The sequence below is a fragment of the Azospirillum sp. A26 genome, from assembly GCF_042604635.1.
In the GTDB taxonomy this organism is placed as follows: domain Bacteria; phylum Pseudomonadota; class Alphaproteobacteria; order Azospirillales; family Azospirillaceae; genus Azospirillum; species Azospirillum palustre.
Genome location: NZ_CP170473.1, coordinates 968,614 through 987,062, shown reverse-complemented (window position 1 = coordinate 987,062; position 18,449 = coordinate 968,614). Strand labels below are relative to the sequence as shown.

The 18,449-nt window shown below is 70.0% G+C and carries 12 protein-coding genes; 4 read left to right on the top strand and 8 right to left on the bottom strand.

Features of this window, described 5'->3' with window-relative positions:
- The first annotated feature begins 8 nt into the window (after positions 1 to 8).
- Complete coding sequence (locus tag ABNQ39_RS18405; protein WP_376962448.1) at positions 9 to 890, top strand: DMT family transporter; 882 nt, start codon at positions 9 to 11, stop codon at positions 888 to 890.
- Between the two features lie 28 nt (positions 891 to 918).
- Here ABNQ39_RS18405 and ABNQ39_RS18400 read toward each other — a convergent pair whose 3' ends face one another.
- Together ABNQ39_RS18400 and ABNQ39_RS18395 are read right to left on the bottom strand one after the other, a co-directional pair.
- A complete protein-coding gene (locus tag ABNQ39_RS18400) occupies positions 919 to 1,842 on the bottom strand; it encodes an MBL fold metallo-hydrolase (RefSeq protein WP_376962446.1) in 924 nt (307 codons plus the stop codon).
- 41 nt (positions 1,843 to 1,883) lie between these two features.
- On the bottom strand, positions 1,884 to 2,540 hold the full coding sequence (locus ABNQ39_RS18395; protein WP_376962444.1) for a DsbA family protein: 657 nt from the start codon (positions 2,538 to 2,540) through the stop codon (positions 1,884 to 1,886).
- A gap of 122 nt (positions 2,541 to 2,662) precedes the next feature.
- Here ABNQ39_RS18395 and ABNQ39_RS18390 point away from each other — a divergent pair, with 122 nt between their 5' ends.
- The 3 genes from ABNQ39_RS18390 (at position 2,663) to ABNQ39_RS18380 (ending at position 9,021) form a co-directional block, all read left to right on the top strand.
- Positions 2,663 to 3,583, top strand: coding sequence for a LysR family transcriptional regulator (locus ABNQ39_RS18390; RefSeq protein ID WP_376962442.1), 921 nt, complete (start codon positions 2,663 to 2,665; stop codon positions 3,581 to 3,583).
- Positions 3,584 to 3,720: 137 nt separating this feature from the next.
- Positions 3,721 to 5,358, top strand: coding sequence for a GMC family oxidoreductase (locus tag ABNQ39_RS18385; protein ID WP_376962618.1), 1,638 nt, complete (start codon positions 3,721 to 3,723; stop codon positions 5,356 to 5,358).
- Between the two features lie 171 nt (positions 5,359 to 5,529).
- Entirely contained in the window at positions 5,530 to 9,021 is a 3,492-nt protein-coding gene (locus tag ABNQ39_RS18380; RefSeq protein ID WP_376962440.1) for an indolepyruvate ferredoxin oxidoreductase family protein, read from the top strand.
- Between the two features lie 120 nt (positions 9,022 to 9,141).
- Here ABNQ39_RS18380 and bcsN read toward each other — a convergent pair whose 3' ends face one another.
- From bcsN to ABNQ39_RS18350, 6 genes are all read right to left on the bottom strand, one after another.
- Positions 9,142 to 9,810, bottom strand: coding sequence for a cellulose biosynthesis protein BcsN (gene bcsN, locus ABNQ39_RS18375; protein WP_376962438.1), 669 nt, complete (start codon positions 9,808 to 9,810; stop codon positions 9,142 to 9,144).
- A 40-nt stretch (positions 9,811 to 9,850) separates the two neighbouring features.
- Positions 9,851 to 11,677 carry a hypothetical protein gene (locus ABNQ39_RS18370; protein ID WP_376962436.1) on the bottom strand — a complete coding sequence of 609 codons (1,827 nt, stop codon included), beginning with the start codon at positions 11,675 to 11,677 and terminating at the stop codon, positions 9,851 to 9,853.
- The gene (locus tag ABNQ39_RS18365; protein WP_376962434.1) at positions 11,674 to 12,732 is read right to left on the bottom strand and encodes a glycosyl hydrolase family 8; all 1,059 of its coding nucleotides are present in this window, start codon (positions 12,730 to 12,732) and stop codon (positions 11,674 to 11,676) included. The genes ABNQ39_RS18370 and ABNQ39_RS18365 overlap by 4 nt, the downstream gene beginning before the upstream one ends.
- Positions 12,729 to 15,293, bottom strand: a complete 2,565-nt coding sequence (locus tag ABNQ39_RS18360; RefSeq protein WP_376962432.1) for a cellulose biosynthesis cyclic di-GMP-binding regulatory protein BcsB — start codon at positions 15,291 to 15,293, stop codon at positions 12,729 to 12,731. The genes ABNQ39_RS18365 and ABNQ39_RS18360 overlap by 4 nt, the downstream gene beginning before the upstream one ends.
- 5 nt (positions 15,294 to 15,298) lie before the next feature.
- A complete protein-coding gene (gene bcsA, locus ABNQ39_RS18355; protein ID WP_376962430.1) occupies positions 15,299 to 17,455 on the bottom strand; it encodes a UDP-forming cellulose synthase catalytic subunit in 2,157 nt (718 codons plus the stop codon).
- Between the two features lie 343 nt (positions 17,456 to 17,798).
- Positions 17,799 to 18,425 (bottom strand): flavodoxin family protein, encoded by a 627-nt coding sequence (locus ABNQ39_RS18350; protein WP_376962428.1) that lies wholly within the window; start codon positions 18,423 to 18,425, stop codon positions 17,799 to 17,801.
- Positions 18,426 to 18,449: the final 24 nt, after the last annotated feature.

The following is an 18,449-nucleotide window of genomic DNA, read 5'->3' as shown; positions in this document are numbered from 1 at the left end:
TTTTGGAGATGGGCGGGACCGCGACGGGCGGCCAGAGCTGGCTGCGCCTGATGCCGGGCCTTTTCGTGCTGCTGTGGAGCACCGGCTTCATCGGCGCGAAATACGGCCTGCCTTATGTGGAGCCGCTGACCTTCCTGCTGATCCGGCTGGGGCTGGTCGCCGTGGTGCTGGCGCTGGTGGCGCTGGCGAGCCGGGCACCCTGGCCCAAGGACTGGGCGACCGCCGGGCGGATCGCGCTGGCCGGGCTGCTGGTGCACGGCGTCTACCTCAGCGGCGTCTTCCTTGCCATCGCCCATGGGCTGCCGGCCGGCGTCACCGCGCTGATCGTCGGTATCCAGCCGCTGCTGACCGCCGCCCTGTCCGGCCCGCTGCTGGGCGAACGGGTCAGCGGCCGGCAATGGGTCGGCCTGCTGCTTGGCCTTGCCGGCGTCGGTCTTGTGGTGCGCGAGAAGCTGTCGGTCGACACCGAGCACCTGATCGGCATCGGCTATGCCATGGCGGCGCTGGTCGGGATCACGCTCGGCACGCTGTACCAGAAGCGCCATGGCGGCGGCATGGACCTGCGCAGCGGCACCGCCATCCAGTATGCCGCCACCGCTGTCGTGCTGGCGGTGGTTGCCCCGCTGACCGAGACGATGCAGGTGCAGTGGACGGGCGAGTTCATCTTCGCCCTGTTGTGGCTGTGCTTCGTGCTGTCGGTCGGCGCCATCTTCCTGCTGTTCGCCCTGATCCGCCGCGGTGCGGCGGCCAAGGTCGCCAGCCTGTTCTACCTGACCCCGCCGGTGACGGCCCTGGTCGCCTGGGTGCTGTTCGGCGAGAAGCTGGGCGTCGCCGCATTGGCCGGCATGGCCGTGGCGGTCTGCGGCGTGGCGCTGGTGAACCGGAAGTGAAAGCGGGGTGGCAGGAGACGGTGGGGCGTCAGCCCCACTTCATCTCGCCGATCGCCACCTTGGCACCGATTTCGAGCGAGATTGCCTTTTCGGCGCTGGGGTAGCGCCGCTTCATGGCGGCGATCAGATCGGCGCTCGTCTTCGCTTTGGCAAGCTCCTCCTCGAAGGCCAGGAGATAGGCCTTGGTGTAGGCGATGGCGGTCGCATCGGGTGCGGCACCTGGCGCGGCATGGCCAGCGACCACCACGGCCGGATCGCGGGCGGCCATGGCGTCCAGCGCCTTCACCCAGGCGGCCCGCGCCTCCGCCGTCGGGGTGTCGGCGGTCCAGACATGCAATCCCGACGTCACCAGCACGCCGCCGAAGACGGCGCGCAGCGACGGCACCCACAGGTACCGGCGGTTCGCCATCCCCTGGACATCGACGATTTCGATGGTCTGGCCTTCCAGTGTCAGCGCGGCAGCGTCGAAGGGTTGCGGCATCACCACATCGGCCAGGGTCTGCGGGCCGTTCTCCTTCAAGGACGGTCCCCAGACCGCCAGCTTCTTTTCGACATTGCCCTTGATCGCCTCGACGGTGGCCGGGGCGGCGACGATGCGGGCATCGGGGAAGGCCCCCCGCACGGGACCCAGGCTGAAATAGTAGTCGGGATCGCTCTGGCTGACATAGACGGTCGTCAGCGTCTTGCCGGTCGCCTTGATGCCTTCGGCCAGCGCCTTGCCGTCGGACAGGGTGAAGCCGCCGTCGATCAGGATCGCTTCGCGGCTGCCGGACAGCAGGACCGGAGCGCGGAAGAAGCCGCTGTCACCGGCCGGAAATGCCTGCCAGCCCAGCGGAGCGGCCGACGGCGTCGCCGTGGCGGCAAGCGCGCCGGCCGGAGCCAGGAGGGTTACGGCCCCCGCCAGCGTCAGGCCATGCGCAGTGGTGGCAAGGAGGTCCCTGCGTGTGATCATCGTCGATGTCCTCGAGGTCGGTGCGGGTTCGGTGTTCGCCGTCAGCCGGCGCTGAGAATGGCGGCCAGCCGGCCGGGCTTGGAGAAGAGGATTTCGGAATCGAGCTTGCGCCGGTGCGACCCGTCGTCGAACAGCAGGGTCGGCACGCCGCTGGCGCGGTAGGCGGCCATCAGCTGCCGGCCGCGCTCCACCCGCGCGGCGTCGGCGACCGTCAGCTCGCCCATCCCCTCAGCCGCCCCCTCGGCGAAGAGCGACGCGGCGGCATCGAGGCCCAGGCCGGTCAGGATGTCGGTCAGCGTCGCCGCCGCGGTGATGTCGAGCCCGTCGGCATAGCGCGCCGACTGGATGGCGGCCAGCGCCGCGAACTCGCGGTCGGGCGCGGTCAGCGCCACCGCCGTCAGGGCCAGCGTCGCCGGACCGCTGTCGATCCGCTGGCTCCGGTCGCCCAGGACATCGGTGCGGTAGCGCTCGCTGAAGACCTGCCCGGTCAGGGCGTGGATGCGCTGGTCGTAGGCCCAGGCATGGGCGGCGAAGCCGTCGTCCAGGGGCCGGGCGCCCGCGCCGGAAAACAGGCCGGTCGGCAGCAGTTCCAGTACGAGATCTTCGACATCCGACAGCGTCGCGATTGCCGGCGAAGCGCCGTAGCACCAGCCGCAGAGCGGGTCGAACAGATAGGTGACGGTCCTGGTCCGGCTCATGAAAAGCATCCGTGGCTGGCGGTGGGGCGATGGGGATGACCTTAACCCCGGCCGATTGTGCTGGGTAGCCGGCACAAAACCGACATATCGTATGCCATCGGCAAACAATCGTCAGGCGTCCGATGAGCGACCCCAGGCATCTGAACCGCATCGCCTATTTCGCCGCGGTGGTGGAGACCGGTTCCTTCACCGCGGCGGCGGCGCGGCTGGGCATCACCAAGGCGGTGGTCAGCCAGCAGGTGGCGAAGCTGGAGGAGGAGGTCGGCGCCAGCCTGCTGGTCCGCACCACCCGCAAGGTGCGGCCAACCGAGGCCGGCATGGCCTTCCACCGCCGCTGTGTCGTGATCCTGCGCGAGGCCGAGGATGCCTTCGGCGAGCTGGCGGAGACCGCGGCCGCGCCGTCCGGGCTGCTGCGGCTGACCGCGCCGTTCGATTACGGGGTCGCGGTGGTCGTTCCGGCCATCGCCGCCTTCGTCGCCGCCCACCCTGCCTGCAAGGCCGACATGGCCCTGTCCGACCAGTCGCTCGACCTCGTCGGCGGCACCTTCGATCTCGCCATCCGCGTCGGCTGGCTGGCCGACACCAGCCTCCAGGCCCGCCAGTTCGGCAGCTTCCGCCAGCTTCTGGTCGGCACCCCGGCCCTGGGCGCCCGGATCGGCGAGGGAGTTGGCAAGGACGCCGGGCCGGACGACATCGCCGCCCTGCCCTTCGTCGCCAACACGGTGCTGCGCAACCCGCTGAGCTGGCAGTTCACCGCCGCGACCGGCGAGGTGCGCACGGTGTCGCCGCGGGCATCCATCGCGCTGGACGCCACCTTCGCCGTGCGCGAGGCGGTGCGCGAGGGGGCCGGGCTGTCGGTCCTGCCGGACTATTGCGTGGCCGACGATCTGGCGTCCGGCCGGCTCGTCCGCATCCTGCCGGGCTGGAGCCTGCCACCGGGCGGCATCCACGCCGTCTTCCCGGCCGCCCGTTTCCGCCCGACCAAGGTGCGGGCCTTCGTCGATCTGCTGACGGAGCGCGAGCGGCGGCGGATGGCCGAGTAAGAGGGCGGAGTGAGCGGGGAGTCCGCGGCGACGGATCCCGCTGCGGCGAAATTTCGCTGGATCGTCCGCCCGGTCAGCAATCTAATATGCCTGACAAATCAACAGATCCCTCGGGAGGGACGCGGATGGCGGACGGGATGGCAGGCGTGCTCGACTTCGGCAGCTTCGATTACATCATCGCCGGGGGCGGCACGGCCGGCTGCGTGCTGGCCAACCGGCTGTCGGCCGATCCCGACGTCTCGGTGCTGCTGCTGGAGGCCGGCGGCAAGGACAGCTGGATCTGGCTGCACATCCCCGCCGGCTACCTGTTCTGCATCGGCAACCCGCGCACCGACTGGTGTTTCAAGACGGAGGCCGAGCCGGGGCTGAACGGCCGCAGCATCCATTACGCCCGCGGCAAGGTGCTGGGCGGCTGCTCGTCGATCAACGGCATGATCGCCATGCGCGGGCAGGCGCGCGACTACGACGAATGGGCCGCTCTCACCGGCGACAGCCGCTGGAGCTGGAAGGAGGTGCTGCCGGTCTTCAAGGGCAGCGAGGATTACTGGCGCGGCGCCGACGAGATGCATGGCAGCGGCGGCGAATGGCGGGTGGAGCGGCAGCGGCTGCGCTGGGACCTCCTCGACCGCTTCGCCGAGGCGGCCCGGCAGGTCGGCATTCCCCGCAACGACGATTTCAACCGCGGCGACAATCTGGGCGTCGGCAGTTTCGAGGTGAACCAGAAGGGCGGCATCCGCTGGAGCGCCGCCAAGGCCTTCCTGCGCCCTGCCCTCGACCGCCCGAACCTGAAGCTCGCCATCGATGCGGCCATCGACCGGGTGGAGATCGCCGACGGCCGCGCCACCGGCATCCGCTTCACCGTGAACGGACAGCCGGCGCGGGCGACCTCCAGGATCGAGACGGTGCTGGCCGCCGGGTCCATCGGCAGCCCGGCGATCCTCCAGCGCTCCGGCATCGGCCCGGCGGCGCATCTGACGTCGCTCGGCATTCCGGTGGTGCTGGACGCGCCGGACGTCGGCGCCAATTTGCAGGACCATCTGCAACTGCGCATGATCTACAAGGTCGACGGCATCGTCACGCTGAACAAGCGGGCGGGCAACCTGTTCGGCAAGGCGATGATGGGGCTGGAATATGCGCTGTTCCGCAAGGGGCCGTTGACCATGGCGCCCAGCCAGCTCGGCGTCTTCGCCAAATCGTCGCCGGAGGTCGAAAGCGCCGACCTGGAATATCATGTGCAGCCGCTGTCGCTGGAGAAGTTCGGCGATCCGCTGCACGGCTTCCCCGCCTTCACCGCCAGCGTCTGCGACCTGCGCCCGGCGTCGCGCGGCTGGACCCGCATCACCAGCGCCGATCACCGCGCCAACCCGGCCATCGCCCCCTGCTACCTGTCCGATCCGGCCGACCGGGCGAAGGCGGCCAAGGCGCTGGCGCTGACCCGGCGCATCGTCTCGCAGCCGGCGCTGGCCCCCTACCACCCGCAGGAATACAAGCCCGGCCCCAGTTACCAGAGCGAGGAGGAACTGGCACGGGCCGCCGGCGACATCGGTACCACCATCTTCCACCCGGTCGGCACCTGCCGGATGGGTGGCGCGGACGATGCCACCGCTGTCACCGATGCCGAGATGCGGGTGCGCGGCGTGCGCGGCCTCCGGGTGATCGACGCCTCGGTGATGCCGACGCTGACCTCCGGCAATACCAACACGCCGACGGTGATGATCGCCGAACGCGGGGCCGCCCTGATGCGGGCCGACCGCCGCGCCGCCCTGCGGGGGTAGCCCCGCCCGGACGCGCCGGTGCCGCGCAAAAATTTCGCTGAGTCCACCAATAATCCGCAACAGGATTTTCCGAACACCCCCGATCCCCGGCCAACCCGCAAAATCATTTGCCTGCGAAAGGCGCAGACTTGTCCCCAGAAAAGAAATCCGAGGGGACGAGAGATGGACGGCATGCCGAAAGGTCTGCGGCCGGAGCAGGGGACGGCGGAGCGGGCGGAGATCGACCGGAGCTATCGCCTGGACGACCGATATGGCCGGGCCGAGGGTCAAGTCTATCTCTCCGGCACCCAGGCGCTGGTCCGCCTGCTGCTGCTCCAGGCGGAGAGCGACCGACGGGCGGGGCTGAACACCGCCGGCTTCGTCAGCGGCTATCGCGGCTCGCCGCTGGGCGGGCTGGATCAGGCGCTGTGGCAGGCTAGAGGGCATCTCGATGCCAACGCCATCACCTTTGTCCCCGGCGTGAACGAGGATCTGGGCGCCACCGCCGTCATGGGCACCCAGCAGGTCGAATCCTCCGGCGAGGCCACCGTCGATGGCGTGTTCGGGATGTGGTACGGCAAGGGGCCGGGGGTGGACCGCTCCGGCGACGTGCTGAAGCATGCCAACGCCTATGGCAGCTCGCCGCGCGGCGGGGTGCTGGCGGTGGCCGGCGACGACCATGGCTGCGTGTCCTCCAGCATGCCGCACCAGAGCGACCTTGCGATGATCGCGTGGTCGATGCCGGTGCTGAACCCGTCGGGCGTGCGCGAGTATCTCGATTTCGGCCTCTATGGTTACGCCCTGTCGCGCTTTTCCGGGGCGTGGGTCGGCTTCAAGGCGATCTCGGAATCGGTGGAAAGCTCGGCCACCGTCCGGCTGCCGTCGCTGGAGCGCGGCTTCCTGCCGGTGGCGTTCGATCCGCCGCCGGGAGGCTTGCATTACCGCTGGCCCGACCTGCCCAGCCTCGCCATCGAGGAGCGGCTGGCCGCCAAAATCGCGGCGGTGAAGGCCTTCGCCCGCGTCAACCGGATCGACCGCACTGTCCTAGGGGCTGCGGGCTGGCTGCGCATCGTCACCACCGGCAAGGCGCATCTCGACCTGATGGAGGCGTTGCGCCTGCTGGGCATCGGCCCGGCGGAGGCGGCGGAGATCGGGCTGTCGGTCCACAAGATCGGCCTGTCCTGGCCGCTGGAACCCGACTTCGCCCTGACCGTTGCCCGCAGCTCGGAAGAGATTCTGGTGGTCGAGGAGAAGGCGCCGGTCGTCGAGGGCCAGTTGAAGGACCTGCTGTTCCATTTGCCGGCCGGCGAGCGGCCGCGCGCCGTCGTCGGCAAGACCGACGAGTTCGGCGCCCATCTCCTGCCCGCCACCGGCGAACTGCGGCCCTGGATCGTCGCCAAAGCGCTGGTGGAGCGCATCCGCCACCGTTTCCCGGAACGCGACTTTTCCGCCCGGCTGGCGGATCTGCTGCCGGGCGAAGCACCCACCGCCCCCGCCCTGCCGCGCACGCCCTATTTTTGCTCCGGCTGTCCGCACAACAGCTCGACCAAGGTGCCGGAGGGCAGCAAGGCGATGGCCGGCATCGGCTGCCATTTCATGGCGTCGTGGATGGACCGCGACACGGTGGGCCTCAGCCAGATGGGCGGCGAGGGCGTCAGCTGGATCGGGCAGGCGCCCTTCAGCAAGCGCCCGCACATCTTCCAGAATCTGGGCGAGGGCACTTATTTTCATTCCGGCCTGCTGGCGATCCGGCAGGCGGTGGCCGCCAAAATCAACATCACCTACAAGATCCTGTTCAACGACGCCGTCGCCATGACAGGCGGCCAGCCGGTGGACGGCCCGATCTCCGTCGACGCCATCACCCGCCAGCTGGCGGCGGAAGGCATCACCCGCATCGCCGTGGTCAGCGACGCGCCGGAGAAGTACGACAGCCGCAGCGGCCTTGCGCCCTTCACCACCGTGCATCACCGCGAGGATCTCGACGCCGTCCAGCGCGAGATGCGCGAGATTCCCGGCGTCACCGCCATCGTCTATGAACAGACCTGCGCCGCCGAGAAGCGCCGCCGGCGCAAGCGCGGCACCATGGCCGACCCGGCGCGCCGCATGGTGATCAACGATCTGGTCTGCGAAGGCTGCGGCGATTGCGGCAAGAAGTCGAACTGCCTGTCGGTACAGCCGAAGCAGACCGAATTCGGCGTGAAGCGGCAGATCGACCAGTCCAGCTGCAACAAGGACTATTCCTGCGCCGACGGTTTCTGCCCCAGCTTCGTCTCGGTGGTCGGCGGAACCTTGCGCAAGCCGAACCCCGACAGCGTCGCCGCCCGCTTCGCCGACGATCTGGCGGCGCTGCCGCTGCCGCATTTTTCCAGCACAGACGACCCGGCGGAAATCCTCATCGTCGGCGTCGGCGGCACCGGCGTCGTCACCATCGGCGCGGTGCTGGCGATGGCGGCGCATCTGGAGGGCAAGGCGTCCTCGGTGCTCGACTTCATGGGATTCGCGCAGAAGGGCGGTGCGGTCTACAGCTATCTGCGGGTGGCAGGTGACGCGGCACGGCTCAATCAGGCGCGGATCGACCCGAAACAGGCGCAGCTGGTGCTGGCCTGCGACACGGTGGTCGCGGCCTCGCCCGACGCGCTGAAGACGGTGCGGCTGGGCCGCACGCGGGTGGTGGCGAACGCCCATGTCGCCCCGACCGGCGCCTTCACCCGTGACGGCAGCAAACTGCCCGATGCCGGATCGCTGCTGCGCAGCTTGCGCCGTGCCGCCGGACCCGAGCGGGTCGAGGTGGTGGACGCCAACCGGGTGGTCACCGCGCTGTTCGGCGACAGCATCCTCGCCAACGTCTTCCTGATGGGCGTCGCCTTCCAGAAGGGGCTGCTGCCGGTCGGGCTGGAGGCGCTGACCCGCGCCATCGAGCTGAACGGCACCGGCGTGCCCGCCAATTTGCGCGCCTTCGCCTTCGGCCGCCTCGCCGCTCACCGGCCGGAGCTGCTGGCGACGCTGGGTGCGGAGGAGGAAGCGCCCGCCACCGATCTGGCCAGCATCGTCGAGCGGCGGGCGGCGTTCCTGGCCGACTATCAGGACCGCGCCTATGCCGACCGCTACCGCGCGCTGGTGGAGCGGGGGCGGCAGGCGGAGACCCGCGTCGCCCCCGGATCGACCGCGCTGGCGGAAGCGGTGGCGCGCAGCGCCTTCACGCTGATGGCCTACAAGGACGAGTATGAGGTCGCCCGCCTGCACAGCGATCCGGCCTTTGCCAAAAGCCTGAAGGAGCGGTTCGAGGGCGATTGGAAGCCGGTCTTCCACCTCGCCCCTCCCCTGCTGTCGCGCGACACCAACGGCTATGGCGAGCCGCGCAAGATGGCGCTCGGCGCCTGGATCCTGCCGGTATTCCGTGGGCTGGCGGCGATGAAACGTCTGCGCGGCACGGCGCTCGACCCGTTCGGCTATACGGCGGAGCGGAAGATGGAGCGCGCCCTAGTCGCCCGCTATGAGGCGACGGTGGCGGAGATCGCCGAGCGGCTGTCTGCCGACCGGCTCGCCACCGCGGTGGAGCTGGCGGTCTTGCCGCAGGAAATTCGCGGCTTCGGCCCGGTCAAGCAGCGCGCGCTGGAGGCGGTCGAGCCGCGCTGGCGGGCGCTGGAGCAGCGGTTGCGGGAGCGGACGGCGCAGGCGGCGTGAGGACGCCTCACTTTTCGAGGAAGTGCAGGAAGGGGAAGCGGATGGTCGTGGGTGCGCCAGGGGGCAGCACGATCCAGCCCCGCTGATCCCGACCAGCGAAACCCGCGACCGCCACCGGGGCTACAGCCCCCCCAGATCCTGCGCTTCCAGGATCGTCTCCGGCAGGGTCAGGGTCAGTCCGTCGAAGGGGGCCAGCAGGGCGCGGATGTCGGAGCCGACGCCGCAGACCCGGTATTCCAGCCGCACCGCCTCGATCCGTTCCGGCAGCATCCGCTTGTGGTCGGTGATCAGCTGCCAGGCGAGCACGCAGCTGTTCACCGCGTCCTGGGCGGTGGCGTAGTCGTAGTCGCCGTAGCGGTTGCGGCGGGCGCCGTCGGCGACCTTCACCTTCATGTCGGGAAACTCGCGACGGGTCGTCACCGTCAGCGTTTCCATGGTGTAGAGCGGCACCGGGAAGACGCGCGGCGGCTGGACCAGGGCCCCGAACAGGCTGTCCGGCAGGGTCTGCACGTCCACGGTCAGGCGGTTCTCCCCGGCCAGCGAGGTCGGGTTGCCCAGCGCCACGTTGTAGGTCTTGTAGACCGTGCCGGTGTCGCGCATGCGGGCGGCGACGATGGGAAAGTCGCGGCTGTCCGGCAGGGTCACCGGCAGCGCCGCCGGCTGGATGCGGCGCCAGGGGGTGGCCGATTGGGTCAGGTTGTCGCGGACCCAGCCGGCGCAGCCGGAGGTCAGCAGCGTGGCCGCCGCCAGCGCCGTCCACAGCGCGGCGCGCCCTGCGGTCCGGCGCATGGGAGTCGGGGCCATCCGCATAACGGCCATCGGGGCTTCCTTACCAGTCATGGTAGATCGTCTTCCAGGCGGTGGAGAGGCCTTCGCGCGATTCCTCGGTACTGAGCCGGTCGTCGATGGACTTGAACTGCACATAGGCCTCGTCATAGCGCATCAGGTTGTACAGCGCCCAGCCGCGCACGATGCCGAGGTTACGCGGCTCCGGCTCCAGCTCCTTGCGGGCGTCGAGCAGGCGCAGCACGTCGTTGTAGCGCTTGTCCTCCAGCGCCCGGCCGGCCTCCGTCGCCATCAGCGAGGCGCGGATTTCCGCCCGCTGCGTCGGGGTCAGGTTGGCGCGCGGCAGGTCGCGGGTCAGGCCGGTCACGTCGCCGGTCGCCAGCCGCGCGATGGCCTGCCCGTAGGCGTTCTCCTGGGCCGGCGTCGCCGTCTGCGGCAGGCCCGATGCGGCGGGGCTGCGGCTGCCCGCCTTTCCGGCCGCTGCTCCGGTCGCCGAAGCCCCGCCTTTTGCCGGTTCGCGGGCGGCCAGCGTCTGCGCCTCGGCGAAGGCGGCCTCGGCCTCCGACGGGCGCTTCAGCTCCAGCAGGCACCAGCCACGCTGCTGCAACAGAGCGGCGGTCGGGCCGCTTCTGGCGATGGTGCCGCGGATGATGCTGATGCACGCGGCGAAGTCGTGGCGGGCCAGGGCGCGGTCAAGCTCGCTCGGGCCCTGCGGTGCGGTGCGCCCGCCACCGGGGCCGGCGGGGCCGCGCGGCGGATCCACCGCCTTCAGCGCCTGGTCGATGCGGCTCGACTTGCCCTTCCAGGGGGCAGCGGCGGCACGGGCCTGCGCCTTGTCGCCCAACCCGTTGTAAGCCAGCACCAGCCCTTCCGCCGCCTTGTCCGACGGCGTCCACTCGTTGGCCTGGGTGAACCAGCTCTGCGCTTCTGCGAAATTCTTCTGCTTCTGGAAATACCAGCCGAGCGCGATGGCGCCGTCGGCGTCCTGCTTGTCGCGGACGATGCCCTGGACGCGCGACAGGTCGCCCGCCGACAGGGCGCCGGGCTTGGCGTTCCCCAAGCGCTCCAGCAGGCGGCCGGTCTCCAGCTCCGCCTCGGCGCTGCGGACGGCGGAGTAGTCTTCTCCCGTCGCCGGGTTGGCGGTGGCGCCGAGCGCCGACAGCTCGCGCAGCCGCTCCGGGCTGAGATGGCGCGACGCCTTGAAGATGGTGTCGCGCCGCTCCTTCGCCTTGGGGCAGGTGGTGACGATGGTCTTGTAGGTGTCGAAGGCGCGGTCGGTCTGCTTCAGCTCGGCATAGGCCTCCGCCAGACGCCAGGCATTGTCGAGCCGGTTGCAGGCCACCGCCTCCGGCTGGGCGGCGGCGGCATCGACCACCTCCTGCCAGCGCTTGGTGTCGCTGGCCGAGCGGATGCGCCCGGCGCTCTCGGCGAGGTCGAGTTCCTGGAGGAGCTTGTCGGACGGCTGCCAGGACGGCGACTTGCGCCGCTGTTCGGCGATGGCGGCCCGTGCCTCCGCCACCTTGCCGGCCGACACCAAAGTCCAGAACGGCGACTCGTCAACGCCGGCAGCGGTCGGCTGCGGCGCGAACAGGTCCTTGGGCGGTTCCCAGCCGGGGTCGAGCGCGCGCAGGCGGGCGATCTCCGCCTCCATCCGCTCGCCGTCGCCGATGCGGGCGTAATAGCGCAGCGCCGTCTCGTCCACCTTGCCGGCGGTGGGGGCGGAGCCGCTGCCGGGAGCCGGCGCCACCTCCACCTTCACGCCGGGAGCCAGCGCGCGGGCGCCGCCGTTCGACTGCGCCCAGGCATCGGACCCACCTGCCGCGGCGATTCCGGCGAGGAGAAGGGCGGAAAGGAGGAGAGGACGGGTCACGGATCGATCCCCAGGCTTTGCGCCGCCAGCGCGGAAAGATGGGCCAAGGTGGTGGAGTAGTAATCCTCGTCGGGCGCCAGCGGCGGCACCGTCACGGCATCGCCGGCCCCGGCCAGCTTGCAGGCCAGCCGGTAGACCGCCAGCATGCCGACCGACGCCGCCACCTGGGTGGTGGTGCCGCCCGGCAGCGACACGGTGGCGGGAACCGCCGAGCCGCCAAACTTGGTCGCCAGCGTCGCGAAGGGGCGGAAGTAATAGGGATCGCGATAGCCGTCCATCGCCAGATAGAGCGGCACCCGCACGGCGTCGTAGCCATACTGTTTCTTGAAGCCGTCGGCGATGCTAACCGTTCCGGCGGCGTCCAGGGTCATCCAGTCCGGCGGCAGCTGGAAGCCGCCGAAGCGCGCCTTCGACAGCAGAACCAGCCCGGAATCCGACAGCTTGCCCCAGCGCTCGCCCCCCGGCAGAGCGGCGAAGGCGCGGATGGCGGGAAAAATCCAGTAGCTGGGGTTGAGGACCAGCGTCTCGCCCTTGCGGAAGCCGTCGCGTCCGGGCAGCAGCACGGTCAGCCCGGCCTGCTCCACCAGAACCCCGGCGGCCAGCGCCTTGACGATGGCGGCGGCGGCGGTGCGGTAGGCCTCCGCCTGCCAGGTCTCGGCGGCGCGCAGCAGCGCCCAGGCGATCAGCATGTCGCCATCGGATGCGTTGTTGCGGTCGGCGACCCCGCCGTCGGGCGTCCAGCGCCACGCCACCAGCCCGTCGCCGCGCACCATCAGCACGCGCTGGGTCCAGCCCCACAGCCGGTCGAAGGCGGCGCGGTCGCCCCCCGCCACCGCCAGCAGCATGCCGTAGCCCTGCCCTTCGGAATGGCTGATGCCCTTGTTGCCGGTGTCGACGATGCGGCCTTCCGGCAGCAGGAAGCGTTCGGCATAGCGGCGCCACGCCGCCCCGTCATAGGGTGCCGCGCGCGAGGCGCCGGGTACGGCCGCAGCCAACCCGAGGGCGGCCGTCCCGACCAGCATGCCGCGCCGCGATGTTCCGACAGGGGACGTCATGACCCGCTCCGTTCCCGATGCCCGCTCTTCAGCAGAAGGCGCATGCTGACCGTCAGCACCACCGCCGTCCCCAGCAGCAGGGCGAAAAGAAGCTCGATCCGCTGCGACAGGTTGCGGGCCAGAATCAGGATCAGGTTGCCGATGTCAAAGGGATTGAGAATGATCTGGTAGGGACGCGACACCTCCAGCGTGGTGATGGCCGGCGCCGCACTGCTCCACAGCGCCCCGCCGCCGCGCAGCTTGTCCCACAGCCCGGCCTCGCCCAGGCTGCGCATGGCGCGGTCGACGGCGCGCGGATCCGCCGCGGTCAGCAGCGTCCAGGTCAGCGGCTCGGCCCCCGGCGCGCGGTATTGCAGCAGCGCCGCCTCCGGCAGGGTTTCGGCATTCTCCGTCAGCGCGACCACGTCGACCGGCGCCTCCTCCACCGTCCAGCTGTTGATGTAGCGCGCCGCCGCACCCATCAGCCGCCGCGCCCAGTCGGGCACCCAGCCGCGCCCGGCGGCGGCCGGATCCTTGGCGTCGCCCGCCATCCGCTGCCAGCGGTTGGCCGCACCGCCGTCGGCGGTCAGCGCCGAGCCCGCGACGCCCATCGGTTGCCCCATTCCCTGCGGTATCGTCCCCGCCCGCGCCGGTCCCGGACGGGCGGCAGTGCCGGACCAGCCCAGCCGCAGCCGGTCGACCAGGGCGCGGCGGTCGGCCGCCGCCATCGGCTCGCCACGGGCCTTGGCCTGAGCGATCAGGGCGCCGGCCTCCAACAGCCCGGCCAGCCGGTCGGCCGGCAGCGGGGCCGAGGTGAAGACGGCCTGCGGCAGCGCCGCGACCGGGCCGACGATCAGCGCATTGTCGTTCGGCAGCCCGTCCCAGCCGATGTAGGGCACCACCGCCATCAGGTCGCCGGCCCGCTGCGCCAGCTTGGCGGTCAGGCTCCAGGCGGCGCCGAACCAGGCGGGGTCGCGCCCGACGACCACCAGATCGAAGGGCGGCGCCTGCTCGCCCCCGGCGGTGCCGCCATAGGGAAAGGCGGTATTGGCGAAGCCGCCCAGGCTCGGCAGCGTGACCAGACGGGCGAAGCCGGGGATCTCGATGCTGGAGCTGTCCAGCAGGGTGAAGGTCGGGCGCCGCACCGCGAAGACGCAGTCGGTGCCGCCGGCCGGCGGCAGCTCCGCCTCCAGCTCGATCAGGTTGGGGCCGGGACGGAACAGCGCCATCGGCAGCGGCATCTCGCCATTCTCGATGATGCCGCTGGAACGCTTGTCGATCTCCATGGCGCCGGCCGGCTTGCCGTTGACCCGGACGTTCAGCACCGCGCCGGGGCCGAGATTGCCCTCGAACGCGGCGTTGACATGGAACAGGATGGAGCGGTCGCTGACCGGGGCGAAGCCGGCCGGCAGGGTCAGACCGAAGCGCCCGGTGTAGCGGTAGCCGCTGTGCTGCACCGTCTGGAAGCCGAGGTCCGACAGACGGTAGCGCCCCTCCATTTGCACCGGCGGGGCCGGCGGCGCGGCCGGGACCGCGGCGTCGGTGACGATCATCGCGGTCTGGGTCGGCAGCGGCCGGGTCACGTCGGCCAGCCGCATCACCGCCTGATCGACCTCCTGCTGGGTCCGGCCCGAGGCGACGGCAACGAAGCCACCACCGGCGCCGCTTCCCTCCGGGCCGCCCCTGTTGGCCGCATAGGGATAAACGCCGAGGAACGGTCCGGCGATGGCGGCGGCCCGCGCCTCGCCCAGCAGGGGGGCGAGGCGGTCGCGGGTGCCGATGAGGATGTTCTTGCCGCCCGGCAGCGCCAGGCTTTCCAGCGTCGGAGCTGGCGTGCCCGGAGGAGTGCTGGGGGCGTTGCCGGCCGGCTTCACCGGCACCGCCACCACCCGCGGGGTCTGGTCGCCCAGCAGCAGGCCATAGGACTGCGCCACCATGGATCCCCAGCCGAGATGATCGGCGTCGATCTCGCCGCCGGGCTGGACGATGGCCAGCGGCTCCCGCGCGCGGTCGGCGGAGGCCAGGAGCTGGCGCACCATGGCGAGGTCCGGTTCCGGCACGCCGCCGTCGGACATCAGCGTCAGCGACGAGGCGGCGAGGTTGACCCGCGCCCACAGATCGTAGGTGCCGCGGACCGTGCAGATGGCGCGGTGCTGGGCGCTGGTCTGGAAGACGATCTGGTTCTCGCCGGGGCGGATCAGGCTGCCGGGCAGGGTGATGGAGGCGTTGACCGGCCCGCGGAAGGCGGCGAGCGGCAGGTCCGCCACCGGAGAGCCGTTGATGAAGACCGACATCGACCCCTTTTCGGGCAGGATGTCGATGCCGTTCTCGTAGGTCAGCGTCAGCACGGCGCTGGTCAGCCCGATCACCGGCGGCAGGACGGCGCGCAGCGCCACCGTCTCCGTCTCGCCATGCAGCGTGACCTCCGGCTGGCCGTCGCGCAGGTTCGACAGCGGGATCACCCGGCGGTCGGCGGCCAGCGCAGGCGCTGCCCAGCCGGCCCACAGCGACAGCAGCGCAAACAAGGCCAGCGACGCCCGTAACAGCCGGCCTCCGCCGGTATGGTTCCCCAGGACCGCCATCGCCGTTACGGAGCCTGGAAGGTCAGGATGCGGCGCAACGCGCCGGGCAGGGCCAGCAGGACATGGCCAAGCCGCGGAACCACGCGGGTGGCGAAGAACAGCAGACCGCCGAAGAAGGTCGGTGCCGCCACCCGCTTGCGGTCGAGGAAAATGTCCCAGCCGACGCTGTTGCCGAAGACGAAGCGCGCCATCTCGACGATGTCCTGGCGGTCGCGCGGGGCGAAGCCGGCGCCGACCGCCAGTTCGCCGTTGCGCATCTCGATGCGGAAGAAACGGACGCCGGTGGTGGTCGCCGCCTCCGTCTCCGTCGCGGCGATGGTCAGCACCGGCGTCTGGTCGGGCCGGCTCAGCAGCTCGCGCCATTTCGGGTCGACGATCAGCCCGACGCCGCCGGCCGACACGTCGGCGACCGTCAGGTCGATGCTGGTGCCATCCTCGAACCTCAGAACCGCGGAACGGTCGACGGTGAAGCGTTCCTGCCGGCGGACACGCTTGCGCTCATAGACGACGGCGAGGCCGCCAAGCGCCAGCAGCAGGCTCAGCGAGCACCACACCGCCACCGGAACGATGGCCGCCCGGTGTTCGGGGAAGATGGAATAGCGCCACGCGCAGGCCGCCAGCCCGGCCGCCAGCAGCAGCGTGGTGACGATGAACGGGGTGGCGAGCGGCGAGAAGCCGTCCTCCTCCACCGACTGGCCCTTGGCGGTCACCTTGAACACCGGGTCGCGCGGCCGGATCAGCGTCGCCAGCGCCGCGCGGGAGACGTGGAAGGATTGCAGATACTCGTACAGCTCCGAGAACAGCGGCCAGCGCATCCGCCCATGCAGGAACTGCGACAGGAAGGCGGCGGCGAAGACGTGCGGAATGACAAAGCAGCCGAAATCCGGCAGGTTGATGCGGTAGATCTCCAGCCCGAACAGGGCATAGCACAGCGGCGACAGCAGGAAGATCGGCCGCCAGAACCAGAAGAACCAGTAGAGCATGGTGCTGAGGTAGCACAGCCGCTGCGAGACTGTCAGGCCGCGCTTCAGCAGCGGGTTTTTCAGGAGGAACAGCTGGATCATGCCCTGGGTCCAGCGCGACCGCTGGGCGATGAAGCTGTCGAAGGTCTCCGGCTGCAATCCGGCGATCAGCGGGCGCGGCAGATAGACGCTGCGCCAGCCGCGCGAATGCAGCTCCAGCGCCGTCTCACAATCCTCGGTCACCGTGTCGCCGCTGAAGCCGCCGACCTCCTCCAGCGCCGCGCGGCGCAGGATGGCGGCGGACCCGCAGAAGAAGGAGCCGTTCCAGCGGTCCAGCCCGGGCTGGATCGAGTAATAGAACATCTCGTTCTCGCTCGGCATCCGCTCGAAGGTGCCGAGGTTGTATTCGACCGGGTCGGGATTGACGAAGAAATGCGGGGTCTGGACCAGGAACAGGCCGGGGTCCTGCTGGAAGAAGCCGACCGTCGCCTTCAGGATGCCCACGGTGGGCACATGGTCGGCGTCCAGGATCAGCAACAGATCGCCGGACGTCTTATGAAAGGCGTGGTTGATGTTGCCGGCCTTGGCATGCTCGTTGCGCGGCCGGGTCATGTAGGTGACCTGCAACCGTTCGCACAGCGCGGTCAGCGTCTCGCGCCGCGCCTTCGCCGCTGCGGCCTGCTCCGGGTCGCTGTGGGCCAGCTTCTGGTCGGTGCCGCCGTCGTCCAGCAGATAGACGTGCAGCTTGTCGCGCGGGTAGTCGATGCAGACCGCGGCGGCCAGCGTCGTCTCCAGCAGCTCCGGCTCCTCGTTGTAGGAGGGGATGTAGACATCGACGCTGGGCCAGAAGGCGGGATCGCCCGTCGGTTCCGACGGCTCGCGGGCGAGCGGGTCGATGATGACGAACAGCGAGGTCAAAAACAGGACGAAGGACAGCGCCTCGGCCGCGAACAGGGTCACGCCGGGAATGAAATTCACCAGATCGTCCACCGGCGGCAGCGTGCCGGTCAGGCGCCAGAAGAAATAGCGGAAGGTGACGAAGGCCAGCAGCAGAACGGTCAGCGTGCGGGCATGCCAGAAGCGCTGGGCGAAGCGCCCGAGCACGAAGGCGGCGGCCACCACGCCGGCCGAGATGGCGGCACTTGCAAATCTTCCAACGGGCAAGGCGGCCAGCGCAAGAAACAAACCCGCCGACAGCAACAATAGAATCCAGAGCAGAACCGAGCGCAGGGAGAATCGGCGACTGTTGAGGTTCGGCTGTCGTTTGGATTGCTGCGCCTTATTGTTCAGGGGCCGAACAACGGTCTTGGCGCCGGGCGAGGTGGTCATGCGGATCCGCAGAATGAGGCCATTGCACCCTAGTGGGTGGCCCCTTATGCCTCAAGCTTCGTTACAAATCGTTACTGACTCGAGACAAAGCTTACTGAAAAACCCTGTTTCGCCAGGGCTGTGTCATCGGGATCGCACCCTGCCCGAGGCCCGAGCCGGCGGCCCCCTGGCGGGTGCGTTGCGACTCGGGGCGGGGCAGAGCGGCCGTTCCCGCTCAGTCCGGCTCGCCGGGATATTGCGCACTCTTCAAAAGGCCGGCCAAGTGGGCGGCATTGCGTGCCAGCATGGCGTTGGCGGTGGCAACCTGTTCCGGCGTCTCCGGCAGGTCGCGATAATCGGTGCTGCCCATTGCCTCGCCCACCCAATAGGTGCCGGCGGTCGCGGGGAGCGTGAAGCCGACGTCATTCAACGCCTGGAACAGCTCGGCGCAGACATGGTGGGCGCCGTCCTCGTTGCCGACGACGCAGACCGCGGCGACCTTGCCGAAGGACACCATCCGGCCGGCGTCGTCGGTCTCGTCCAGAAAGGCGTCCATCCGCTCCAGCACCCGCTTGCAGACGGAGGACGGCTGACCCATCCAGATCGGCGTGCCGAGCAGAAGAATGTCGGCAGCCAGGATGCGGCTGCGCAATGCCGGCCAGTCGTCCCCCTCCCCTTCGTCCGAGGTGACGCCCGGCTTGATGTTCAGCCTGGCGACCCGCACCACCTCGCCGGCCGCGGTAACGCCCTGGCCGGTGAGTTCGGCCAGCACCTGACCCAGCAGTACATCGGTGGAGGACGGCGTGTCCGATGCTTTCAGCGAACAGTTCAGGGCAATGACGGTCAGCGGCGCATTCGCCATGTCGACGATCCTTTTCGGTTGGCT